At 34.1% G+C, this 24,971-nt stretch carries 24 protein-coding genes; 16 read left to right on the top strand and 8 right to left on the bottom strand.

Annotated features, from left to right (window positions below):
* The first annotated feature begins 175 nt into the window (after positions 1–175).
* The 4 genes from ACFSC2_RS17875 to ACFSC2_RS17860 all read left to right on the top strand — a co-directional run bounded on the left by ACFSC2_RS17875 (position 176) and on the right by ACFSC2_RS17860 (position 8,430).
* Positions 176–2,827 carry a beta-1,3-glucanase family protein gene (locus ACFSC2_RS17875; protein WP_379815703.1) on the top strand — a complete coding sequence of 884 codons (2,652 nt, stop codon included), beginning with the start codon at positions 176–178 and terminating at the stop codon, positions 2,825–2,827.
* 235 nt (positions 2,828–3,062) lie between these two features.
* Positions 3,063–4,691, top strand: coding sequence for a glycosyl hydrolase family 18 protein (locus ACFSC2_RS17870; protein WP_379815702.1), 1,629 nt, complete (start codon positions 3,063–3,065; stop codon positions 4,689–4,691).
* A gap of 259 nt (positions 4,692–4,950) precedes the next feature.
* A complete protein-coding gene (locus ACFSC2_RS17865) occupies positions 4,951–7,812 on the top strand; it encodes an RICIN domain-containing protein (protein WP_379815701.1) in 2,862 nt (953 codons plus the stop codon).
* 249 nt (positions 7,813–8,061) lie between these two features.
* On the top strand, positions 8,062–8,430 hold the full coding sequence (locus ACFSC2_RS17860; RefSeq protein WP_379815700.1) for a SpoIIAA family protein: 369 nt from the start codon (positions 8,062–8,064) through the stop codon (positions 8,428–8,430).
* A gap of 115 nt (positions 8,431–8,545) precedes the next feature.
* Here ACFSC2_RS17860 and ACFSC2_RS17855 read toward each other — a convergent pair whose 3' ends face one another.
* Genes ACFSC2_RS17855 through ACFSC2_RS17845 form a run of 3 tightly spaced genes read right to left on the bottom strand, consistent with a single transcriptional unit; the run spans position 8,546 to position 9,767 of the window.
* On the bottom strand, positions 8,546–8,821 hold the full coding sequence (locus ACFSC2_RS17855; protein WP_379815699.1) for a PrgI family protein: 276 nt from the start codon (positions 8,819–8,821) through the stop codon (positions 8,546–8,548).
* Positions 8,822–8,857: 36 nt separating this feature from the next.
* Positions 8,858–9,250, bottom strand: a complete 393-nt coding sequence (locus tag ACFSC2_RS17850) for a hypothetical protein (protein WP_379815698.1) — start codon at positions 9,248–9,250, stop codon at positions 8,858–8,860.
* A 16-nt stretch (positions 9,251–9,266) separates the two neighbouring features.
* The gene (locus ACFSC2_RS17845) at positions 9,267–9,767 is read right to left on the bottom strand and encodes a hypothetical protein (RefSeq protein ID WP_379815697.1); all 501 of its coding nucleotides are present in this window, start codon (positions 9,765–9,767) and stop codon (positions 9,267–9,269) included.
* A 196-nt stretch (positions 9,768–9,963) separates the two neighbouring features.
* Between ACFSC2_RS17845 and ACFSC2_RS17840 the strand changes: the two genes are divergently transcribed.
* Together ACFSC2_RS17840 and tnpA are read left to right on the top strand one after the other, a co-directional pair.
* Positions 9,964–10,449 (top strand): CinA family protein, encoded by a 486-nt coding sequence (locus ACFSC2_RS17840; RefSeq protein ID WP_379815696.1) that lies wholly within the window; start codon positions 9,964–9,966, stop codon positions 10,447–10,449.
* Positions 10,450–10,613: 164 nt separating this feature from the next.
* On the top strand, positions 10,614–11,075 hold the full coding sequence (tnpA, locus tag ACFSC2_RS17835) for an IS200/IS605 family transposase (protein ID WP_379815695.1): 462 nt from the start codon (positions 10,614–10,616) through the stop codon (positions 11,073–11,075).
* Positions 11,076–11,184: 109 nt separating this feature from the next.
* Here the strand turns inward: tnpA and ACFSC2_RS17830 are convergent, their stop codons facing one another.
* Complete coding sequence (locus ACFSC2_RS17830; RefSeq protein WP_379815694.1) at positions 11,185–12,102, bottom strand: DsbA family protein; 918 nt, start codon at positions 12,100–12,102, stop codon at positions 11,185–11,187.
* A gap of 241 nt (positions 12,103–12,343) precedes the next feature.
* Between ACFSC2_RS17830 and ACFSC2_RS17825 the strand changes: the two genes are divergently transcribed.
* From ACFSC2_RS17825 to ACFSC2_RS17780, 10 genes are all read left to right on the top strand, one after another.
* Positions 12,344–13,033, top strand: a complete 690-nt coding sequence (locus ACFSC2_RS17825) for an SMI1/KNR4 family protein (RefSeq protein WP_379815693.1) — start codon at positions 12,344–12,346, stop codon at positions 13,031–13,033.
* A 28-nt stretch (positions 13,034–13,061) separates the two neighbouring features.
* On the top strand, positions 13,062–13,436 hold the full coding sequence (locus ACFSC2_RS17820) for a hypothetical protein (protein WP_379815692.1): 375 nt from the start codon (positions 13,062–13,064) through the stop codon (positions 13,434–13,436).
* Between the two features lie 66 nt (positions 13,437–13,502).
* On the top strand, positions 13,503–14,225 hold the full coding sequence (locus tag ACFSC2_RS17815) for a DUF1963 domain-containing protein (protein WP_379815691.1): 723 nt from the start codon (positions 13,503–13,505) through the stop codon (positions 14,223–14,225).
* A 1-nt stretch (position 14,226) separates the two neighbouring features.
* Positions 14,227–15,174, top strand: a complete 948-nt coding sequence (locus ACFSC2_RS17810; protein ID WP_379815690.1) for a hypothetical protein — start codon at positions 14,227–14,229, stop codon at positions 15,172–15,174.
* Between the two features lie 14 nt (positions 15,175–15,188).
* The gene (locus tag ACFSC2_RS17805) at positions 15,189–15,938 is read left to right on the top strand and encodes a DKNYY domain-containing protein (protein ID WP_379815689.1); all 750 of its coding nucleotides are present in this window, start codon (positions 15,189–15,191) and stop codon (positions 15,936–15,938) included.
* Positions 15,939–15,956: 18 nt separating this feature from the next.
* Positions 15,957–16,607, top strand: a complete 651-nt coding sequence (locus ACFSC2_RS17800) for an Imm19 family immunity protein (RefSeq protein ID WP_379815688.1) — start codon at positions 15,957–15,959, stop codon at positions 16,605–16,607.
* A 43-nt stretch (positions 16,608–16,650) separates the two neighbouring features.
* A complete protein-coding gene (locus ACFSC2_RS17795) occupies positions 16,651–19,134 on the top strand; it encodes a DUF1963 domain-containing protein (RefSeq protein ID WP_379815687.1) in 2,484 nt (827 codons plus the stop codon).
* An 11-nt stretch (positions 19,135–19,145) separates the two neighbouring features.
* Positions 19,146–19,700 carry an SMI1/KNR4 family protein gene (locus tag ACFSC2_RS17790; protein WP_379815686.1) on the top strand — a complete coding sequence of 185 codons (555 nt, stop codon included), beginning with the start codon at positions 19,146–19,148 and terminating at the stop codon, positions 19,698–19,700.
* 103 nt (positions 19,701–19,803) lie between these two features.
* Positions 19,804–20,283: a TlpA family protein disulfide reductase gene (locus ACFSC2_RS17785; protein WP_379815685.1), complete on the top strand. Its 480-nt coding sequence runs from the start codon at positions 19,804–19,806 to the stop codon at positions 20,281–20,283.
* A gap of 6 nt (positions 20,284–20,289) precedes the next feature.
* Positions 20,290–20,904: a thioredoxin family protein gene (locus ACFSC2_RS17780; protein WP_379815684.1), complete on the top strand. Its 615-nt coding sequence runs from the start codon at positions 20,290–20,292 to the stop codon at positions 20,902–20,904.
* Positions 20,905–21,069: 165 nt separating this feature from the next.
* On the opposite strand, the gene ACFSC2_RS17775 is transcribed toward ACFSC2_RS17780, so the two are convergent.
* The 4 genes from ACFSC2_RS17775 to ACFSC2_RS17760 form a co-directional block, all read right to left on the bottom strand.
* The gene (locus ACFSC2_RS17775) at positions 21,070–22,296 is read right to left on the bottom strand and encodes a PQQ-dependent sugar dehydrogenase (RefSeq protein ID WP_379815683.1); all 1,227 of its coding nucleotides are present in this window, start codon (positions 22,294–22,296) and stop codon (positions 21,070–21,072) included.
* A 352-nt stretch (positions 22,297–22,648) separates the two neighbouring features.
* Positions 22,649–22,942, bottom strand: a complete 294-nt coding sequence (locus ACFSC2_RS17770) for a DUF3861 domain-containing protein (protein WP_379815682.1) — start codon at positions 22,940–22,942, stop codon at positions 22,649–22,651.
* A gap of 18 nt (positions 22,943–22,960) precedes the next feature.
* Positions 22,961–23,692 (bottom strand): LytR/AlgR family response regulator transcription factor, encoded by a 732-nt coding sequence (locus tag ACFSC2_RS17765; RefSeq protein ID WP_379815681.1) that lies wholly within the window; start codon positions 23,690–23,692, stop codon positions 22,961–22,963.
* Positions 23,689–24,738, bottom strand: coding sequence for a sensor histidine kinase (locus ACFSC2_RS17760; protein ID WP_379815680.1), 1,050 nt, complete (start codon positions 24,736–24,738; stop codon positions 23,689–23,691). Before ACFSC2_RS17760 ends, ACFSC2_RS17765 begins: the two co-directional genes overlap by 4 nt.
* Positions 24,739–24,971 lie beyond the last annotated feature (233 nt).

Genomic DNA, 24,971 nt, shown 5'->3' with positions numbered 1-24,971 from the left:
TAAAAAAGTCCGTTGGGTGTCATTTGTTTTAAAAATAAATCCCCCATAAAAGAACAAGCCGGAATTAAATTTAAATGGATAGCACCAAAAATTTCACCTGACGGATCATTAAGTCATTATTTATTGAATGGCTTTAGTTTATAATCTATTTACGTAACCCCAAAATTATTTAGATATGAATAAAATTAGACTTCAAAGATTTTCGATTTTGACGGCACTATTTTTAGTGTTTTCAAATCTAATGTACGGACAAGGCGCGATTCCGTTCACGATTAGTAATACATCGCCTTTTAACGATAATGAGTTGTATGTAGCCATTGTCGGAATTGATTATACCACAGGAAACCACGTTTGGGTAAATGCCAAAACAAGTCAGGTTTTACCAATGAATGCATCTTATAACACTGTTACGGGACCCACTTACGGTGGTAATACCGGTCCGGGACAAAACTCAAAATACGCAGCTTGTTTTACTAAGTTGAGTGAAATTCCGAACAAAACATTTACACTGCCTTTAATTGCAGGATGTAGAGTTTTTATTTCTAAAGGTTCACAGTTGTACTTCTACTTTTTTGGTGCCAATGGAGCTCCTTCAGGATATGCATCGCCGAATCCGCAGAATGCAACCGATCCGAATCAGGGAATTTTGTATGAAATGATCGAATTGACGAACAATCAGCACGGTTTCTTCGGAAATCCAACTCGTGTAGATTCGTATAAATACCCAATGGGATTAGAATTATTCGGTGCAAACGGCTATCAGAAAAAAGTGGGAGATTTGAAAAAACACGCTGATATCGTAGCCGCTTTTAAAGCAAATGTTCCAGCAGAATTTCAAGGTTGTGTAAACGATGCAACGGGAGAAATCACAGCGCCATCTAAAACTGCTGCTTACGCGGAAGGATCTGGTCAATATGCCAATTATTTGAAATCCTATATTGATGCCATCTGGAACAAATACAAAAATGAAGATTTGATTTTTTATGCCGGTGATGCGGGAGTTTTTAAAGGAAGAGTTATTGGTGAACAGCTGGAAATGGTTGGGCAGTCGGGTGCCTTTGTGGGAAGAACAGGACGCGTTCAAAATCGTCCAAGCACACAAGAAGCGCTTGAAGGAAAAGGAGTTCTAGACAGAAGATTGGTTGATGGAGATTTGGATCTTGTGATTCAGGCTCAGTTAACAGCTGCAATCAACCGTCATGTTGTGAATACTACAACAGCAAATCCGGGTCAGCAAAACTGGTATGATGCTTCAAAATATTATCAGGTTAACCCAACCAATCATTATTCTAAATTCTGGCATTTACCAGGAATTAATATTGATAATCTGGCTTACGGATTTGCTTATGATGATGTTGCCGATCAGTCGCCATCGCTTCATTCGCCGCAGCCGACAAAAGTAATTGCTGTTTTTGGAGGTTATGCAGGAACGGTTCCTTCTGTTCCGGCTACTACAGATGTGATTACAGTTTATAAAGATTGCAACTACACCGGTTTCTCTGGCGGGTTAACAATTGGAGATTATAATCTGGCTCGTTTAAATTCATTAGGAGTTTTAAATGATGATATTTCGTCACTAAAAGTTGCACAAGGTTACAAAGCAATTTTATATATGGATGATAATTTTACAGGAACTTCCACTGTAATTACTTCAGATACTTCTTGTTTGAATGCCACTTGGAATGACAAAGTTACTTCGGTAAAAATTCTTCCTAATGGTGTTACCACTTTTGGAAACCAGACTTTCTTCCTTCAAAACAGAAACAGTAATCTTTACATGGATGTTTGGACTGCGAGCATGTCAAACGGTGCAGGAATTAATCAAGGTGCTTTAACTTCTGGAAACAATCAGAAATTTACTTTCACACATTTAGGAGATGGAATGTACAAAATCATAGCGAATCATAGCGGTATGTCTATGGATATCAATAATTTCAACAAAGCTAATGGTGCGCGTGTAGAGCAATATCCGTACAATGCAACAACCAATCAGCAGTTTATTTTGGTAGATGCGGGAAGCGGATTCTATAAAATTGTTGCCCGTCACAGCGGAAGAATTGTTGAGGTTGCTGGAGCAAGTACAGCTTCGGGCGCTATTGTACAACAGTGGGATAATAACAACCAAACTTGCGGACAATGGAAGCTGGTTCCAGCGACTTCTTCTCAAACGTCAGTTTTAATTCAGGCAGAAGATTACTCATCAATGAGCGGTATTCAGGTTGAAGCGACTACAGATACAGGTGGAGGCTCAAATGTAGGCTACACAGAAACAGGCGATTGGTTAGCATACAACAGCATCAATTTTCCAACAACGGGTTCTTATTTAATTGAATATAGAGTTGCAAGTGCTTCAGGAGGTGTACTTTCTTCAGATTTGAATGCCGGCGCTATTGTTTTAGGAAATGTAACTGTTCCAAATACTGGAGGATGGCAAAACTGGCAGACCGTTTCGCAGACCGTAAATGTAAATGCAGGAACATACAATTTCGGAATCTACATTCAAAATACCGGAATGAATATCAATTGGATTAAAATCACAAAAGTTGGAGCAGGAGCAACTGCAAGAACAGCTTCTGTTGAAACTGCAGAACAAGAAGTAGCAGTAACTGAACTTACTGTTTATCCAAGTCCGGCAGAAAGTACGCTTTACCTAACTATACCAGTAAGCAGCGAAAAAGTAAGTATTATAGATCAGACTGGAACTGAAGTTTCACAGCAAAAAATCAATGACAACAGTATTGATGTATCAAGATTAAGAACTGGAATTTATTTTGTGGTTTTTGATCAGAATGGTAAAAAAGTGATCAAACGCTTTATTAAGAAATAATTTTAGATTGCAGATTTTAGATTTTAGATTGATTTACTGTTAGTTATAAATGATTTCGTTTGAATTGGACTTTGTCCAATTCAAACGAATCTAAAATCTAAAATCTAAAATCTAAAATCTAAAATCTAAAATCTAAAATCTAAAATCTAAAATCTAAAATCTAAAATCTAAAATCTAAAATCTAAAATTCAACACCCCTTATTTACAAATTATTAATCTGTTAAAACAATTCATTATGAAAAACAATTACCAAAGATTGCCGCTAAAATGGACAATAATTTTAGTGTTAGGAGTTTTTAATCTGTCGATTGCACAGAAAAAAGTAATCGCGTATGTTCCTAACTGGGTTGATTTAAATTCCTTTGCGAATACCATTCAATACAGTAAATTAACGCATATTAATATTGCGTTTGAAAATCCGGATGCTAATGGTTACCTGACTTTTAATTCAGGAAATAATGCGATTATCAATACTGCACATGCTAATGGTGTAAAAGTTTTTGTTTCACTTGGAGGAGGAGCAATTTCTGAGGGAGGAGCCATTCGCGACAATTATTTCAATTTAATTACATCTGCCAACAGAACGGCTTTTGTTCAAAAAATCTACGATTATGTTGTAGCCCATAATTTTGACGGAGTCGATGTTGATTTGGAAGGACCAGCCATTAATGGTGATTACGGCGGATTTGTAATTGCTTTAGCTAATAAACTTCATGCTAATGGAAAATTGATTACAGCAGCGCTTTCAGAAGGATATGGTGGTGCCAATGTACCTGCATCTACTTTTGCAGCTTATGACTGGATCAATATTATGGCGTATGATGCAACAGGACCTTGGGCACCTGGAAATCCAGGACAGCATTCTCCATACAGCATGGCGGTAAATCAGTTTAATTACTGGACAGGACGTGGCTTACCAGCAAGCAAAGCGGTTATCGGACTTCCATTTTACGGTTACGGATTTGGAGCTTCTGCCAACCAAGGAATTTCGTTTGCAAATATCGTAGCGCAATATCCTGGAGCAGAAAATCTGGATCAGGTTGGAAATACGATTTATTATAACGGAATTCCAACGATTAAACAAAAAACAACTTTTGCAATTCAAAATGCTGCAGGAGTTATGATTTGGGAATTATCACAAGATGCAACGGGTGCAAAATCATTACTTACAGCTGTTGATCAAGTAGTAAAAGGGAGTAACCCGCCAACTGGAACAGGAACTTTGATTCAGGCTGAAAATTACAATACAATGAGCGGTGTACAAACAGAAGCAACCACAGATACCGGCGGCGGATTAAATGTTGGTTACTGTGATACCGGAGATTGGATGGCGTATTACAATGTTAATTTCCCAACTTCTGGAAACTATGTAATTGAATACCGAGTGTCTAGTGCTGTTACAGGCGGAAGATTATCATCTGATCTAAATGCAGGAACAATTCAGCTTGGAGCTGTTAATGTTCCAAATACAGGCGGATGGCAGAATTGGCAGACCATTACACAAACGGTGAACGTAAATGCAGGAACGTATAACTTCGGAATATATGTTCAAAACACAGGATTCAATATAAACTGGTTTAGAATTACAAAAGCAGCTTCGGCTTTAGCGGCAAAATCGGCTGCTCCGTCAGATGCCATTCAAAGCTTGAGTATTTATCCAAATCCGACAGAAAGTGAACTTTTCTTTACAGCTGAGGTTTCTGGCGGTAATGTAAATATCATCAATACAGAAGGCGGTGCAACAGTTTCTTCTCAAACTGTGAATAACAACAGCATCGATGTTTCGACTTTAAAAAGCGGTATTTATCTAATCTCTTTAGAAAAAAACGGAATCAAAACGGTGAGACGTTTTATTAAGAAATAAAGCTTAGATCTTAAACACATAGAGTCATAGATTTTTGAAACCTGAAAAAGGCGTTTCACTTGTTTAAACAAACATAGTTCTATTGCATAAGCTTTGTCAAAGTTTGAAACTTTGACAAAGCTATTACTAACATGCCTATGTGTGAGAAACAAGTTTCTTTCAAAAACCTTCCCCGCATCAAACAAAAACCTATGTCTCTATGTGTTAAAAACATTAAACATTAAATATTAAACAATTTCATCATTAATCCCCAAATTATATGAAAAACAATTACAAATTTCGATTTAGTATATTACTGTTTCTCGCTTTTGGAAGTTTTGCCATTGCTCAAACTTCATTAGGATCGAGTAAAACCTTTATGAACAATTTAAAGAAAGGACTCGCAGTTTCTGCAACTGGAAAAACTGCTGAGAAAACCGTTTTACTTCAAGCAGAAAAAGTAAATTTTAACGGAAAAATAAACTACAAAGAGTCCAACGAATCAACAGAGTTTTTAATCGGAGAAATTAAAAACATAGCCGAATCTTCTTTTTATATCAAAGTAAAAGATAAATCGCTTGAAGGGCATATTATTTTAAAGAAAACCAGAGAAGCTTACAAATACTTTTCGGATGCACAAGGAAATGCTTTTGTAAAAAAAGTAGATATCAATACTTTGGTTTGTATCGATTATAAAAATGTTCCAACAAAAGACAATACAACAAGTAAAACAGCAGCAACGGCAATTGCACCAGCTTTGTTAGATCTGCAAAGTTTGCCAGGCGCTGCGGGTTGTATAATGTTAGATTTTGATGGTTATTATATGCCGGCAGGAAATCTTTGGAACAACGGAAATGCCATCAATGCGGCCGCATCAGGAATGAGTGATGCAGCAGTACAACAGCATTGGGAAGTAGTTTCAGAAGATTATCGTCCGTTTAATGTAAACGTTACCACAAACGAAGCCGTTTTTAATTCTTATCCAAGAAACAGAAGAATGCGAGTTGTAGTAACGCCGACCAATACAGCAGCGCCGGGAGCGGGCGGGGTAGCGTATATTGGCTCTTTTAATTGGGATAACGATGTTCCTTGCTGGGTTTTTATCACTTCTGGAAAATCAGGCGGAGACGCTTCTTCTCACGAAGTGGGGCATACTTTTGACTTAGGGCATGACGGACGTACAAGTCCCGCAGAAGATTATTTCTTAGGTCTTGACGGAACTTCTTGGGCGCCGATTATGGGGGCAGGTTATTACAGACCTGTTGTACAATGGAGTAAAGGAGAATACAACAATGCGAACAACAAACAAGATGATGTAGCGATTATTGCCAGTGCTAAATTTGGAGTTGGATACCGCGGTGACGATTACGGAAATACAACAGCTTCTGCAGCTGCTTTAGATTATAATTCAAGCGGACAAATCAATCAAAAAAACGGAATTATTTCCAGTGAAGCCGATTATGATTTCTTCACTTTTACAACTGGAGGCGGAAATGTTTCTATAAATGCGAATACGGTTTCTAGAGACGGAAATCTGCATCTTTTGATCCGATTGTATAATTCGGCAGGAGCAGAAATGGGAACGTATTGGAATTCGGATCCGTTTGCTTTAAATGCTTCTATGAATGTCAATCTTCCAGCAGGAAAATATTTTATCGGTGTTGACGGAAACGGAGCAGGAAATGCTGGAGCAGGAGGTTATTCAGCTTATGGTTCTATCGGGAGTTATTCGATTACAGGAACTATTCCGCCAGGAGGAAATATTGCAGCTTCAACCGATGTAATTACGGTTTATAAAGATTGTAACTATACAGGATTTTCAGGCGGATTAACAATCGGCGATTATAATTTGGCTCGTTTAAATTCGTTAGGAGTTTTAAATGATGATATTTCGTCACTTCGAATTACTCAAGGTTATCAGGCAATTTTGTATATGGATGATAATTTTACGGGAACATCAACGGTTATTAATGCTGATAATTCTTGTTTGAATACAACATGGAATGATAAAGTAAGTTCGATCAGAATTATTGCAAACGGAACGGCTACTTTAGGAAACCAGACGTTCTTTCTTCAAAACAGAAACAGCGGTTTGTATATGGATGTTTGGACAGCAAGTATGGCAAACGGAGCCGGAATTAATCAGGGAGGTTTGACTTCTGGAAACAATCAGAAATTTACATTTACGCATTTAGGAGACGGAATGTATAAAATTATTGCCAATCACAGCGGTCAGTCAATGGACGTGAATGGTTTTAATAAAGCAAATGGTATACGAGTGGAGCAATATCCATATAACGGAACGACGAATCAGCAGTTTATTTTAGTTTCGACAGGAGATGGTTATTATAAAATTGTTGCCCGTCACAGCGGCAGAATTGTTGAGGTGGCCGGAGCAAGCACTGCTTCTGGCGCAATCGTACAGCAATGGGACAACAACAATCAAACCTGTGGGCAGTGGAAACTAATTGCTACGACAACTTCTCAAACTTCAAATTTAATTCAGGCCGAAGATTACTCAGCGATGAGCGGCATTCAGGTCGAAGCTACGACAGACACTGGTGGAGGATCTAATGTGGGTTATACCGAAACTGGTGACTGGCTGGCTTACAACAACATTAATTTCCCAACAACGGGTTCGTATTTAATTGAATACAGAGTTGCAAGTGCTTCAGGCGGTGTGCTTTCTTCAGATTTAAATGGAGGAACTATTATTTTAGGAAATGTAACTATTCCAAATACAGGAGGCTGGCAAAATTGGCAGACGGTAACACAAACCGTAAACGTAAATGCAGGAACTTACAATTTCGGAATCTACATTCAGAATACGGGAATGAATATCAACTGGATCAGAATTACGAAAGTTGGCAATGCAGCGCCAATTGCAGCAACTTCTGAAATTGCAGCTAAAGCAGAAAGTAATGTACTAATTGTATATCCAAATCCTGTTGCAGATTTATTATCGTTTACAACAGATGTAATTGGTGGTAAAACGACAGTTATCGATGCGCAGGGAACAGTTGTCGACTCTCAAAAAATAAATGAAAATAGTTTGAATGTTAGTCAATTAAAGCAAGGTATTTATTTCCTTATTCTTGAAAAAGACGGCAGACAAACCATAAAACGTTTCATAAAGAAATAAAAAAGAAACCCATTTGCCATAATGGTTTTAAGGACGTTACATTTTTTGGTTTTAATGTAATGAAAAAGGCTGTCAGCGATGACAGCCTTTTTTTGTTATATAACTTAGGGGTTAATTAAAAATATATAAAAAAGCGATGTTAAATGATAAGGTTTAACTTGCAGAAATCAGTATATTTGAGTTAGGTTTTTGTGTGCTAATAGATTCTTTATTAGTATATTATAAATATAATTTCAAAAAAAACAGATCATGATACATCAAATTGATACAACAGATAATATAGTTGCTTTTCGAGCATTGGCAGAAGTGACCAAAGAAGATTTTTTAACAGCAGTTGTGCCTGCTGTAGAACATTTAGTAAAACAAACAAATGAAATCAATTTTCTATTGGTTTTAGATACCGATATTAAAAATTTCACCGCTGGAGCATGGCTTCAAGACGCGCTTTTAGGACTTAAACATTTAGGAAAATGGAATCGTGCCGCCATAATAACAGATACAGAAGAAATTATTTCGTTCACAAACGGATTCAGTTATATTGTTCCAGGAGAATTTAGAGGTTTTAAAAAAGTAGATTTTAATAAAGCTTTAAATTGGGTTGAGGGAAATATTTCATAAGAAGTAATATTTTTTGTCATTCAACTGAACCTGAAACCTGAAACTTCAAAAACTTGAAACAAAAAAAACAGCGCCATAAAAGCGCTGTTTTTTTTATAACTTTATCAAAATCAGATTAATGATTGTATTCGATACCGCTGCTTGCTTTCGCGTCGTTTTTTTCTTTCTTAACCTCGCAGAATTTTTTATAACCTGCAGACGCTAATAATGGTAATGCTAAACCGCCAACAACAGCTCCAACTTTAGGATGTCCTGTTTTTTTCAGAACTGCTGCTGCCAAAAGTGCACCAACTCCAGCACAAGCCAATTGTTTTACTGATAGATTTTTATTGTTTAAAGTTTGAGGTGTAATTCCGTGTAAAAGAGGGTCTATGAAATTTAAATTTTCCATGATGTTAATTTATTTAGTTATACTTGTTTTAATTATTTAATTTTTTAAATCAGTTGTTTCGGTTTCAATTTTCTCGATTTCAACCTTTTCTTTTTTAATCGCCTGACGCAATAATGCAAAAAGGCTCATATAGATATTTGCTACAAAAACCAGCGAAAAGCCTGCCAAAATATAGCCTCTCCAATCAATTAACAAAAGTTTATAATTAGTAAAGAGCAAAAAGAAGATCGTAACATAATGACTGAAACAATATTCGCAGGTAAGCAGATAAAAGAACTTTCGTGACAACAAATACCTGTCATTTTTAGACCGATTTACACACCATTCATGTGGTTCTCTAAAAATCTCCTCGTGCGTTACTGTCCAGCTGATGCACGAAATGGGTATAGCAAGAATAAAGAGCCAGATAATTTGAGTTTCAATTTCCATAATCAATTATAAACTGTTATTCTCTCGGATGATTTTCAGGATAATGTTCAGCTTCAAAATCGTCCATATCTTCTGGTTCATCGTTATTGTCTAGATCACCGTCTTTTTCAAGATCATTTTCATAGTCAACTTCAGGATCGTAATTGTCGTTTAAATCATCTTCTGTTCCATCATTCGTAATCGCATCATCTTCATTAATAATACGTTCCTGATTCGGAATATTCTCTGATCGAATAGTAGTGGTGTTTGGCTCAAAATCACCTTGCGGATGTTTAGGATCTTCAATAAACTCTTCTTGATATTGATATGGATCTTCATCTCTTGCATAATTATCATTATCAATAAGTGTGTTTTGTTCGTAATGATCGGGATCGCTTTCTCCGAATTCTTTCTGATCATTTTTTTTCAATTCTTGTTTGTACTCATCTTCAACAGAATAAGTACCGTCAATAAGTGTATTTTGGTCTATGAAGTCTGGATCAATGTGTCCGTAATCTTCGTTGATTGAATTTTTCATAACTATATATTTTTAGTTTATTTTGTTGTAATGAGCATTTTTACAAAGTTAATAGACGAGACAGCGGATTATCTTACAGAAAAATAATTAGTAGTTCTATAATTTTCAGTTAATTAGAATATAAGTTCTGTACGAAATTGTATAAATATGTATCAGTTTGAGATTCTAATTTTAATGTAGTTTAAAATTTAGAATTATGGCTTCAGATAAAGTTACCCGTTGTTGTAAAAGCTTAATAGAAAAAAATCTCACGATTACTTTTGTAGAAAGTGCATCGGCAGGAAAACTCAGCTATGAATTTTCGACTGTAATTAATTCGGGACAAATTTTAATTGGCGGAATTGTCTGCTACCATGCTTCTATGAAAGAAGATTTGCTTTCTATCCCGCACGGAACAATCAAAAAATATACTGCAGAATCGGGAATTGTCACCAAATTAATGGCACAAAATTTTTACCGTTATGTACAATCCGATATTTGTGTAGCGTTGACTGGATTAACTACGCCTGGAGGAAGCGAAACCAAATCGAAACCGGTTGGAACCATCTTTATAAATATTGTTTTTCCAGAAAAAGAAGTTGCAAAACGTTTCGAATTCAAAGGAAATGCAGAAGAAATTGTAAGTCAGGCAATTGATATGGTAGCCGAAATAATTATCGAGGAAATTGACAATAAATTATAAAAAGTAAGTTTTATATGATTAAAATAATATAGATTTGCATAAGAAATGAAAATTCGCGCCCGAGAAAAATGTTCCGCTAGGAACATCTAATCGGTAGAAAAAATAATAATCAATTTTATATCGTTCCGTAGGAACGTCTGTTCGGTAGTAGAACGTTTGTTCGTATGGCCAATACATATACACAATTACACATCCAATTTGTCTTTGCTGTAAAATATAGAAAAGCATTAATTGCTCCAGAATGGAAAGACAGGTTACACCAATATATTACAGGTATAATCCAATCTAACCATCATAAAATGCTTTGCATAAACAGTATGCCAGATCATATCCACATATTTATCGGAATGCGTCCAACACAATCTATTTCTTCACTAATTCAAAACGTAAAGACAGAAACCAGCAAGTGGATTAAAGAACAGAAATTGTGTATAAATTTTGCATGGCAGGAAGGTTATGGTGCATTTTCATATTCAAAAAGCCATGTTTCAAATGTTATTCGATACATACAGAATCAGGAGCAGCATCATAATAAAAAAACATTTCTGGAGGAATATATAGAATATCTGAAAGCATTTGAAATAGAATATGATAATCAATATATTTTTAAAGAACCAATTCTATAATATCAAACGTTCCTACGGAACGATCTACATCCGATGATATGTTTCTCGCGGAACTACCGATGATATGTTCCTAGCGGAACATTTTACCACTAGGATTTAGGCTTATATTTTATTTTTTAGAATATAACGTTCCGTTTTTTATTTTCTTTTTTTCTAGTTTTCCTTTCTCAAATAATTCTTCTAAGATGATAGTGGCATGATTAATTGAAATATCAAAAATTACAGCATATTCTTTTGGGGCAAGTGTCGGATATATTTCAAAAATAGATAATGAATTTTCATTCGGAATTTTTTTCTTTTTGGCTTCAGGAAATAAAGCTAATAACGCATTTTCGTATGATGCATAAGGTTTAGAGCCGTAAACAGTCAATTGATTTTGATTCCAATCAGCAAAAAGCAAAGTCGGAAAACCTCTAACGCTCAATAATTTTGCGAGATTTAAATCTTCCTGAAAAAGTTTTTTAGCATCGCCCTCATAATCCGTTTTTAATTTTTGAATATCCAAGTCGGCTATTTTAGCAGCTTCCTCGATATTTTCCCATTTTGCAATATTCTTTTTTTCAAAATAAAGTTTTTCACGAAGAACACGCATAAACTTTACAGTCTTTTCTTTCCTCTGCATTTGCGCCGCTTTCATTGCAATACAAGACGGATAAGAAGAATCTAAAGGATCTTCGAGCCAGACATCACCATCAATCGGCATTTCGTAATACAAACTTGCCTCGTCCCAATGGCGCGCAACGTCAGACGGTTTACTGATCCCGCCGCTGTTGTAATTCCAATCAGGCAGTAAACCGCCCATTCTATAATCAATTTCAAAATAGTCACCATATTCAAGTTTTAATTTTCGGAGCTGCGGTTCAATTCCCCAGCACGAAGAGCAAATAGGATCGGTATAATAAATGATTTTGACAGGCTTATCTTCTGCTATAATAGAAAAAGTTTCATTAGAATTTTTACCGGCAGGCATTTCGCACATACCGCTAACAGGATCACACAATAAAGGATTTGTTTTTTCTTCATTCATTTTTGACTTTGTTTGCGACTGGCAGTTTACACTGCTTATCAAGATTAATAACAGCGATAGTATTTTCATTTTACTTTCGACTTTTTTTTTACAAAGGTCTTTTTTACTACAGTATTAGTCAATTAGTCAAAAAAAAATGACTAGTAAAAATTTAGTACAAAATGCAAAACCTTAAAGAAAAGATAATTGTAATCTTACAACAATTGCGTATTTTAGCAATTATCAGAATATATATAGAAGAATGATACAGCATATTAAACGCCTTTACAACCTCTCTGAAAATGAAAACCCTGGTTTTTCGGAAAAAGAAATTTCTGAACTTGAAACACGATTAGACATTACACTGCCGTCTAAACTACGCGAATTTTACCTGCTTTTAGGAAAAGAAGAAAACCTTAATTATAGTTACAATACCCTTTTTAAACCCGAAGAAGTTCATTTTTCTGACGATGGTTTCCTGCTTATTTATGAAGAAAATCAAGGAGTTGTAATTTGGGGAATCAAAAAAGAAGATTTAGAATTGGATAATCCGCCGGTTTATGGAAATTACGATACGATCGAAAAATCAAACTGGGAAATTGAAACTCAAACTGCGGAAGATTTTTTAGTAATGATGGCCATTTACAATGGTACTTTTGGCGGATTGCAGTATAACGGAAATTATATTGGACCAATTGATTCCAATGACGTGCTTTTTATAGAAAACAATTTTGCATTAATTCCTGAAATCAGCCGCGATAATCAAAAAATATATACAGATGATTTTTGTATTGCAATCAGCCTTTCTTTTGATAAAGAAAATAATTGTACAGCAGCGTTTATAGGCTCTTATGATCAAGAACGTTTTGATGATCTTCTTGAAAACGTTGCTATAGATTGGGATTATCTTTCGTACGATGATGAAGAATATGAAGAGGACGATGAAGATTGATTGTTTGTATGCGCCAAAGAGATAACACATGACAAAAGAAGATTTTAAAACCAATCTACTGAAAACGATACAAGAAATTACAGCAGATTCAATAGATAAAACATTATTTTTTACAGTGTATCCTGTTAAAGAAAACAATGTAACATACAATTCTTCGGATGACATTGTTCGATTATGGATTTTAACAAATAAAAATGTTGAAAATAGAAAATTTACTGTCGATGAAGTTGTTGATTTTCTCTCAATGCCTAATTACAGATATCCTTTATGGGTAAAAGTTTTTCTAAGTGAATCAACAAATAAAGAGATCATCTTTGAGTTAAAAGTAAGTATGAGATTTAGAACTCCGACTCAGTTAAAACATATTGAAACAGGACATCCGCCTTTTATTTACGAAGTTTAATTGTCGAGATTTTATAAAATATTCAGGAACAATTATTAGCCTTAGTTTATCATAAATTAGAACAAAATGAAAAAAGAAACCTTTGACATTATAGAATTACGTCCGGCAACAAAACATTATTACGGAGACAGTTTAGAAATGCCTGAAATATTATTAGAAGACGGATTATTAGTAAAAGCTGGCACGCTGGATATTCCGTTAGGACATTCACGTTACGGCGGACCAATTGCCGATCTTCCAAAAGATTTTCAATACCCAGATGATCTTCGTTTTGCAGGACAATTAGATTTAAAGCAAATTGCACCGCACGACGCATCTGGATTACTGCCAAAAACAGGTCATTTATTCTTCTTTGCTGATATTATGGAAGATAAAGGACTTGTCGTTTATGCTGATATCGAGAACAGCGAATTGGTTCGAGTGGTAAAAGATCACGAAGATAATTTTTTTGAAGGGGTTTTAATAAAAGAAGCTTTTGCGAATAAAGAAAAACTTTCAAGCCGTTATCGCCAACCAGAATACGAAGATGAAGAAGAATACACCAATGAAGACGGTTTGTTATGGGATTATTTTGAAGGAAGTGAAACCTCTAAAATTTTCGGAATCTTTACACATTGCCAAGCTCAGGAAAAACAAATATTGGACATCGTTAATTCGAATAAAATAGTTTTACTGCAAATAGGTGAAAACGGATTTAATGATGAAGGCGTCTTTAGCGTTTTAATTGATAAAGATGATTTGAAAGCATTAAATTTTAGTAATTGCGAATTTCATTGGGGACAATCTTAAAATGAGAAATAGAAATTTTATAACCATCGGCTTATTATTTTTTCTAAGTATTTCTTTATGCGGGCAAAATCAAAACAAGAAGACGACAGAAACAATTCAAACGAATAAAGGAATGCTGTTTACTTTAAAAAATGAGAGTCATGATTGTTCGTACGAAGTGTTGGTTAATGATGTCCCTGTTGTCAGTTATTTTGGATTAGGAGGAGGATATTCTTCAAAAAAAGAAATAAACCAATATATGCTGCAACCTGGCAGACAGGAAATAACCATTAGAATCTATCCTCAGAAAAAAACAGAAGCCTCTTTTGAAAATGTGATTAGTAAAAATGCGAAAGTAAAAATCACTATACTAAAAAGCAAAGAGCCGATGTCTATGTTAGATATTCTCGCTGCAAAAGAAAAAGGAGAACAATATGAATGGCAAGTTGTATTTTTTGAAACATCGAAAATAGATGCAGATCTACCTTATAAAGAATTTAAAACAGCCTTTGATGTTACCGATAAAGACATTACATGGAAAATTAAAGGCTGGGCAGAAAGTAAAGATTTGAGAAATGATTCCAAATTAAGACAACAAGTAGATGTTTTTTATGAGAAATTCAAAGATATTTTGACAAACAAAAAACAGCAGGAATATGTTGATTTACTAAAGACAAGTATTCAAGAAGAAGCACTTTCTAAACCTTGGTATGGATCTGATTTTGGTAAAGATTTAGCAAACGAAATGTTTAAATACGCGGGTGAAGAACGAAATTTTATTTTTCCTTGTCAGAATGCCGAACTCAAATTTTACGGAAATGGTAAAATGGTAACATTGGTTTGCAAAGATTTACTCAGTTATGGTTATTCTCCTTTGATTTCAAAAACCGCCAAAAATGCAATGCCAAAAGTGCATACAATTTACCTGCACAAATCTAAAAATTCTGATGAACTAAAGATTATCAGATAGAAAAACAAATAGATATGATTAAAGATATAGACCAAGGTTACAAAATTATTGATAATGAATTCATTCTCTTTTATGAAAGCGAAGTCTTTAATAAATTTTATAAAATTATTGATTTTGAAACTTTTACAATTACAGCAACGAATGCCGAATCAGAAGATGATTTTGCATCAACAATCTATTTTGTAGATAAAAATCATGTTTATCTACAAAGTGCATTTTGTAGTTTTTGTGTTTTAGAAGATGCAGATCCACAGGATTTTAAAGTTTTAGATGTTAAAAAAGGCTATACTTTTTCAAATGGAAATTATTATCGGCACAATGACAAAATGCCTTTTGATTACAGCAAAGCAAACTATCTAAATGATTATTATGCCGTGATACATGATAAACTCTATTTTGGAGATACGGTATTGGTTGAAAATGTTGATATAGATTCATTTACAATTCCAAATCCAGAATTGATTGGTAATCTCGGAAAGGATAAAAAGCATGTGTTTTTTAAAGGAAAAATAATTCCTGATGCCAATCCAGATACTTTTAAAATTTTAGAAACCTGTCTTGATGGGACGTATTATCTCGAATGTGATAATGCCTTTTATGCAAAAGATGACAAACAAGCCTATTTTGTACGAACCATAAGTGACGAAGTAAAAATTATTAAAACTAAAAGTCTGGATAATTTTCATTTTAAAGTAATTGATGAAAGAGGATATGCTTTTGATAATCAATACCGTTATTATATGGGCAAAAGAACTAAAATATAATCATCAAATCAAAGGAAAATGAATTTAGAGATACCAATTCAAGAACTAAGCAATAATACATTCTTTTGGAAATTTTATTTGTGCTGGTTTAGAGGTTATGATGAAAAAGAAGAAAAAAATATTGATGAAGCTGTAGAAGTCGTAGAAACCAATGAAACTGATTTTTATCATTGGGAAAGGGAATTTTTTAATCACGATGACATCGAAGAAAACCCAAAATATGTAACTGGACAAATAACTGATAATCTGAATTTTGCTGTTGAATTTGCAGAATATGAAATCAATTTTTTTCTAAACGATATTTACATTGGTAATCTTGGCGGTCATTTTGAAGCTTGGTTTTTTACATTAGAAGAATTATTGGCTTTTGAAAAATATCCAAATTTATTTCTTCTTTTTCTTCCAATGGCGGGAATAACAGCAGATCAAAAAGCCATTTTAAAACCTTTTATAATCAAGAATTTAAACTTAATTCCAAAATTTGAAAACCATTCAGAATATATCGCAGATTGTATTTTAAATGGTTTGGTTATGGAATCGTCATTTGAAGAAACACTAGGAATTGGTTTAACCAACAATCAAAATCATAGCATTAGAAATATAACAGATTATCCGCGTTATAAAGAAGATGTAATAACACTAAATAAAATTCTGATTACGCTGGAATAACTGATTTTTTTAAATTATTAATATAAGCCAAAATACACTTTTTATGGAAAATCAAAAATTTGAAACCGAAACATTTTCTCTTTTAATTCCTTCTGTTTACACCAATATGCAGGTGGTTTGGGAAAGCATTCGAGCAGCTCACGAACTGCCCAAGAGTGATTATTTATCGTATGCAACGACAACGCTTATTCCTGTAGCATTTTTTAATGAATTTACTGGAGAGACACTTGTTTTACGCTACTGGGAATCTTGTAAACACGAAGACCAAGAAACGAAGCTGATAGAGGAAAAAGAAATTCAATTAGCAGGTCATACATCAAATATTCAGTTGTTGAAATCAAACGATGGTCTCTTTTATTATTATGCAATTGTCCAAATAAGCGATGAATTTTGTTATATTTTTAAAGGCGATTGTAAAATAAAAAACAGAGATTTTTATGAACCTCTTTTTGAAGAAATATGGAAAAGTCTTGAATATTTTGGAAATCCTAAAGAAGCAATAAATAAACTTCCTCAGTTTTTACTTGATCTTTATTATCACACAGAATCAGATAAAAATTTAGATTTTGATGATGAAGAAGAAAACGACATTCCTCCAATTATACAAGAATTTTCTATTCCGGAAGACGGCAAAGAATATTGGATAATAGATGACATCGAATTGCAGTTTTTACCAGAATGCAGTGCTTCTGTAAATGGAACTTTGTATGTTAATCTAGAAGGAATTATTCCTGAATTTGATGAGAAAAAACATGGTTATATAATAGATTCGTATAACGGGGCAGTAGCATTAAATTTTTCTCTTGCTCAGATTTATAACCAAGGAATTCCAACTGGTGTTATTCCGTTTGAAAAAGGCAGGGACGAAAGTTATAATCATTATTTATGGGATAGAGGTTTTAATTATTTGATTGCTTTTACTGGTCATGTTACTCTAAAAGAAGGATGGGTAGGATTAACTGGTTATCTCGAAGATAAATGGGATCCTAAAAGATACAAGATAAGTTTGGCTAAAAAAATAAATGTAGAAGAATTAGAATGGGAAAAGTATGATTTTACGTTGCTAAAAGAATTGGAAAAAGTATCGCCAAAAATTGTTCGTCAATTGAAATTAAAAGATCCAGATCCAATTGAATTACGAGAAGAACTTCATTCATTAATTAATTTAGAAAACCTTTCAATTCAGTTTACAAATAACAGTAAAGAAGCCGAAGCGTTTACTGAAATACCAACACCAATCAAGTATATTAAGAATTTAAAAAGTCTGCATCTTTGGGGGATTTCAGCCGTTACAAAATTCCCAGAATGGATAGGGGATCTTCGTGAATTAGAACATTTATTACTAACGGGAAGTAAAGTCGAAGGAATTCATCCGTACACATTGCAGTATCTTTCAAAACTTAAATTTTGTTATCTTGAAAATAACAATTTGGAATCCGCTCCTAAGTCAATACCTGAAAATTTGGAGGTTTTGCATTTAGACGGAAATCAGCTTACGGATATTCCGAATTCATATACCCAACTAAAGAATCTCAGAAAATTACATATTAAAAATAATCCACTTAAATCACTTCCTTCGGGGCTTGAAAATATTCCAGAACTCGATTTAGAATTGGAAAAGAAAATGATTTTACTGGATTATACCTATAAAGGCGCAGATAATAGTGGTGTGATACCTTATGATGATCAAATATTTTATGCACGAAACGATTCGGATTTAAATTCAAACCTTCAAAAAGCTATTAAAAAAACCGACTTTCAGGAATATGAAAATGGAGTTTCTAAAATTGCGCGTCATGCCGTAAATTTTGTTACGACAATTCCTGATGCTTATGATGAACTTGGGAATACCCGATTTGGTGGACTTCCTGATTTACCTGCAAATGTAAATTATCCGACGGTAACAATTGATGAAGAGAAAAAAGGATATCAGTTTATTGCTCAGATTAATTGTGCCTCTATAACCAGTTTACAGGATTATTTACCTCGTACAGGAATACTTTATTTCTTTATTGAAGATCAGCAGGATTTTGCTCCGAAAGTTATTTATTATGATGGAGAAACGGATCATTTAAAGTCAGCAAAAGAATTGAATATCGATGAAGAGTTTATCTATGATGAAGCCGGTATTTTTAGTCCATTTAAGGCTGATTCGGCAAAATGTGTTAGTCTTCCATCGTTTTATAATGATGAACATTACTACGAAAACATCGCACCAGAATTAAAGGAATTAGAAGAGAAATACGATGAAACCGAGGCGCTTCAGGAAGCACTTTCGCCTTTCGACACAAAATCTTCTCACGGAAGTAATAGTTATGTTTTTAAACAGCATGATTCGCCCGAAATAGAAGCAGTAAACACACTCAAAGGAAAACCAGAAGAATGGATGGTGCTATTGCGTGTAAGCAGTGACAATAATCCTGGATTTTCTTTTTGGGATGCAGGAGAAATTTATTTTGTGATTCATAAAAGTGATCTTGCTAAAAAAGATTTTTCAAATGTGTATTGCGGATTAGAAACGAGTTAATAAAAAGAAACATGGAAAGTATACTTCAAAAACTAGATCAAAATTTGTCTTCTTTAAGACCGGAATTTTATAAAACCTTACAGGAACCATTAAACAATGCAGACATCGAAGCTCTCGAAAAGAAATACAATGTCATTTTACCAGAAGATCTAAAAGCACTTTATAAATGGAAAAATGGACAAGAAGCCAATAATTTTGAATCTTTTGTAAATAATTCGATGTTCATTCCTCTGGATGAAGCTCTTGATATTGCTTCTGAAAATACTTCAATGATTGGATTTGATTTTGAAATTGAAAATTGGTGGAATGCCAAATGGATTCCATTGTTTCATAATGGAGGAGGAGATTACATTTGCTATGATGGCGAAGGAACTTTTACAGGAAATTCGGGACAGATTATTGAATTTTGGCATGCAGACAATGACAGAGATGTTATAGCTCCAAACCTCGAAAGCTTTCTTTCTCAATTAAATTCTTATTTTGAAAGTAATCAAGTTGAAGATTTTGATGAATATTTTGAAGTCGAAAAAATACAAGGATACCCAAAGAGGTTTATTGTTGATTAATTCAATTACAAATTATTTTAGATTAAATTTTCATTAACAAAAACTAATTTGACATTAGTTTATATTTGTAAGAAACAAATTAATTTTAAGATCAAAAAGGTCTATGAAAAATAAACTTTTAAAAATTTCCTTTCTTCTATTTTTGCTTTTTTCGGTAAAAGGATACAATCAGAATGTTAAACTGATAAATATTGATCAGCTTAAAGAGAGAATCAAAAACGGAAAAGACAGTACTTATGTTGTCAATTTTTGGGCAACGTGGTGTGCGCCATGCATCAAAGAATTACCGCATTTTGAAAAATTAGGAGCAGAATATAAATCAGAAAAACTGGCTGTTTTATTAGTAAGTCTAGATTTTAAATCGAAACTGGAATCGAACGTAATTCCGTTTGTAAAAAGAAAAAATCTAAAAAATGAAGTTTTTCTTTTGAATGAAAGCAATCCGCAAGAATTTATAGATCGAATTGATCCAAGCTGGTCTGGAAGTATTCCAGCGACACTTTTTATCAAAAATGATAAACGAAAATTTGTCGAAAGCGAATTTACCTACGAACAATTATTAACTGAATATAAAAAACTGTAAAACATTATGAAAAAGATAATCTTATTACTAGCATTAGCATTTTCTGCCTTTTTAGCACAAGCTCAAAACGCAGTAACCCTAAAAGCAGGCGACACAGCGCCAGACTTTAAATTGAAAAATATAGACAACAAAGAAGTTTCTTTTGGAACTTTTAAAGATGCAAAAGGCTATATCGTTGTTTTCACCTGTAACACCTGCCCGTATGCAATTGGTTATGAGCAAAGAATTATCGAATTGGATAAAAAATTCAGACCACAAGGATATCCAGTAATTGCTATTAATCCAAATGATCCAGAAGCTTCTACTGCAGATACTTTTGCGAAAATGCAGGATTTGGCAAAAGACAAAAAATATCCTTTCCCATATTTATTTGATCCAGGACAAAAAATTACAGATGCTTATGGAGCAAAACGTACACCGCACATCTTTATCGTTTCTAAAACTTCAAAAGGGAATGTGGTAGAATATGTTGGAGCAATTGATAATGATCCAGAAGGAAATAATGCGCAGAAAACAAAATATGCAGAAGAAGTAATTGCGTCATTAAAAAGCGGTCAAAAACCAGCAGTTACACAAACTAAAGAAATTGGCTGTACAGTAAAAAGAAAAGCAAAAGCTTAATTTTTTTGGTTTTTTAGTTTCAGGTTTCAAGTTTCAAGTTTCAAGTTAACGTAACGCAATAAAACGTGAAACTTGAAACTTGAAACCTGAAACAAAAACCAACAATTAATAAAATACGAAACGCCCCATAATTGGGGCGTTTTTGGCTAATATAAGTGAACAAGTTTACTTTTTGTCTATTCTATAAAGTCTTCCTTGGTCGGTAACGGCGTATAATGCTTCATCTTTTCCTTGTGTGATATCTCTAAATCTTTGACCTTCACTAGCTAATAATCTTTCTTCGCCAGCTACTTTATTGTCTTTAAAGGCTAAACGAACAATATGCGTAGCGCTTAGTGAACCTATAAATAAATTGTTCTGCCACTCTGGAACTCGTTTTCCGGCATAAAATGTCATACCGCTTGGAGACACTACTGGATCCCAGTAATATACAGGTTGTTCCAGACCTTCTTTTTGTGTAATACCATCTCCAATTTTTGGACCGGCATACTCAATCCCGTACGTAATAGTTGGCCATCCATAATTTTTTCCAGCAGTAAGTCGGTTAATTTCATCACCACCTCTTGGTCCATGTTCACTTTGCCAGATTTCTCCTGTAGTAGGATGAATTGCCAATCCCTGCGGATTTCTATGTCCTATTGTATAAAGTTCTGGTAAAGCTCCTGCAGCAGTAAAACTCGGATTTCCAGGTGCAGATTGACCGCTAGTAGTAATGCGGACAATTTTTCCTAAACTACTGTTTACAGCTTGAGCCAAAGGACGCGTTTCTATAACAGAACGCTCTCCAATACTTACAATTAAGTTTCCAGTTTTATCAAATAAAACTCTTCCTCCGTAATGTAATGTGCTGGCATTTGGCGTATTCGAACGGTAAATTACAGTTGCATTTTCAATAGACGCATCGTTGTTTGCCAGTCTTCCTTTCGCTACAGCGGTAATATTACCACCTGCCACAGCTTCAGCAAATACCCAATAAATCATTCGGTTTGTTTCAAAAGCAGGATCTAGACAAAGACCTAATAAACCGCCTTGAGATCCTGGATTTACGGCAGGAATTCCTGTTATAGCACTTCCAACAACGCCGGCTTGTGTTACAATTTTCATTGTGCCTCCTTTTTCAGTAACCAAAAGACGTCCGTCAGGAAGATAAGCAACGCCCCAAGGAGCGCTTAAACCGCTGGTGATAATTTTAGATTGGATTTCGGTTGTTGTCTGGATGCTTCCTGCGCGTGTTTGCCCTTCAAATGCTGGCTTATAAGTGGTGTTTGCTGGATTTGTTTCTACTGGTGGTCCGGTTGTGCCAACTTCTGGATCGCCTTCTGGATCATTATTAGAACAGCTGCTTAGAGCGATGATTCCGGCGAGTAAAAAAATACTTTTTCTGATTATCATAATACTTTCGTTTTAGTGGTTAAAAAATAGGTTTTTTGCATTATCGAATTAGATCGAAAGTGAATAGTATTTTTTAGAGAGACACTAAAATGAAAGTTTTTGTTTAATGAAATTCTCCTGTTGTACATTCAATGAAGATCGGCTAAGTACATTTTTTGATCGCCTTAAACAGAAAAAAATCTGAAGTAGGTTAAATCGAATTTGGAACGCACTTAGTAGACATGCTTTGTTTGGAACGAAGAATTGTGATAAAATATTGCCAGTAAGAAATGTATTATTATTTTCTTGGGAAAAATTTAACGTATTGACTTTTAATGAAAATCAGCCTAAGGTCTTGTATTTAAAGAGATTTTTATAAGCTTTTCAGTTTTTTCATAAAAACAGGAAAAACTTCGTTTAATTCTTCAAAAAGAGGATTTTTTCGGTTTTTTAATTTGATTTCGCTGAATAATTTCAATCCCAAAGCAAATTGAACCGCTTCAGATTCATCTGCAAAAATGTTTTTTTCTTTGATTCGTTCAATAATTCCGAAAATCTCGTCGTGATTATCAAATTGGATTCCGAGTTCTTTTGCTGGCTGTGTTTCGCCATTTGCATATTCCTTCAAACTTAAAGTAAGGTAATATTTGTTTGATTTTTTTTCCATGATTTTTGTAATTCTATTTTATTTCAGCCATTTATCAACCATAATTTTAAAGGCTTCTTTATATTGTTCGCCCACAGTAATTTCTATTTTATCTATGAAAATGGAGTTTTTACTGATAGCGCTTATTTTATCTAAAGCAACAATAAAAGAACGATGTACACGCATAAACTTTGAGGACGGAAGTTTTTCTTCTAAAGCTTTTAATGATATAAGAGACAATAATGCTTTCTGCGAATCCTCGAGATGTACTTTTACGTAATCTTTTAAACTTTCGATATAAGTAATATCTTTTAAAGAAATACGGACCCATTGGTATTCCACTTTCAAAAAGATAAATTCATCTTCAACCGTAATACTCTGAAATTGATTGTTTGCTTCTTCAGATAATTGTAAAACCTTGTTAGAAGCGCGAAGAAATTCTTCATAACTAAAAGGTTTCAAAAGATAATCTACAGCATTTACGCGATAACCTTCAATAGCATAGTGATTGTAAGCGGTAGTAAAAACAATTTTTGGCAGCGGACCAGGCTGGTCTTGTAAAAGTCTTGCCAGTTCCATTCCTGTTAGGTTGGGCATATTAATATCTAGAAAAACAATGTCCGGCTGTTTATCGCGAATAATACTCATTGCGTCTACCGCATTGTCGCAGGTAGTTATTAATTCTAAAAATGGCGTCTGATGTATAAAAGTTTCTACCAGTTTTAGTGCCAATGGTTCATCGTCAACCGCTATACATTTTAATACCGTCATTGCTCTAAAGTTATTTTTAGTTTTATGCTATATTTTCCATCTTTGGTAACGCCAAAATTCATTAAATGATGATTGGGATAAATAAGATGTAATCTTCTTTTAGTGTTCGTTAAACCAATACCGCCTTCAGTAGAAACCGTAGTTTTTTCGAAGAAAGTATTCTCAACTTCAAACTCTAAATCAGCACCATTTTGAGAAAGTTTGATAAAAATCTCGCTTTTATCTGTAGCATGAACGCCGTGTTTAAAAGCATTTTCTACTAAAGGTAACAATAACATTGGTACAATTGGATAATCGTGCAGTTTTTCTGGAATCTCAGTGGTGATTGTTAATTTGCTGTTGGCGCGAAGTTTCATTAAAGCGATGAAATCTTTTAAGAATTCTACTTCTTTCAGTAAAGTCGTTCGTTCGCCTTCGGTGCTGTACAAAAGATAACGCATCATTCGACTTAAGGTATGAAGCGCATTTCTGGAATCTTCAATATTAGTATAAGTAAGCGAGTAAATACTATTTAAAGAATTAAAGAAAAAATGCGGATTAATCTGTGCTTTCAACATCGCCAATTCGGCCATCGTTTTATCTTGTTCGAGCTTTTGTTTGTGTTGTGCTGCTTTCTGCCAATATTGAAGCATCGCCCAGCTCGTGCTTATTCCTAAAACCAATAAAGTCAACGTAAAAACGTAGTTGTCAAAATAAGGATTTTTGTATTTAGTAAAACCAATTGCTTTGCTGATTTGATTATGAAGATCGGTTTGTGAAGTATAAAAATAGGCGATAAGCTGCATTGTTAAAGTAGACAAAAATGCCCAAAGCAAAAAGGGAGAAGTATTGTCTTTAATAATTGTTTTTGGAACAATAATTTTTGCTGTCGAATAAAACAAAACAATCAAAAGAAACAATATAATGCTCTGCCAAAGCCAAAATGCGGAAGGTAATTCTACTTTCCAAGTTAACGGAATGTAAAACAGCATTAAATACCCCAATAAAAACCATCCCAGAATGTGTACTCCGGTAAATAAATAGGGTCTAAAAAAGTTTATTGACATTGTAATTTGTGATTTATAAAGGCAATATTACATTTTATTTACATACGATTTAAGAGCAATCGCTCAAACGGGTTTTAGAGTCTTTAAAAAGCAAATTAGAGCCGACGGGACAATATTAAACACTTGTTTAATATTTAGAAAAAGTCCATCGTGTGTTAAGTTGTCTTTATCGATTATTTGTTGCTCTTCGTCTATTGAAAAAATTTCGTACCTTTTATTTTATTTCTTTTGTC

Source organism: Flavobacterium artemisiae (assembly GCF_042678225.1).
In the GTDB taxonomy this organism is placed as follows: domain Bacteria; phylum Bacteroidota; class Bacteroidia; order Flavobacteriales; family Flavobacteriaceae; genus Flavobacterium; species Flavobacterium artemisiae.
The sequence above is the reverse complement of the archived record's forward strand: the minus strand, read 5'-3'. Positions and strand labels throughout refer to the sequence as shown.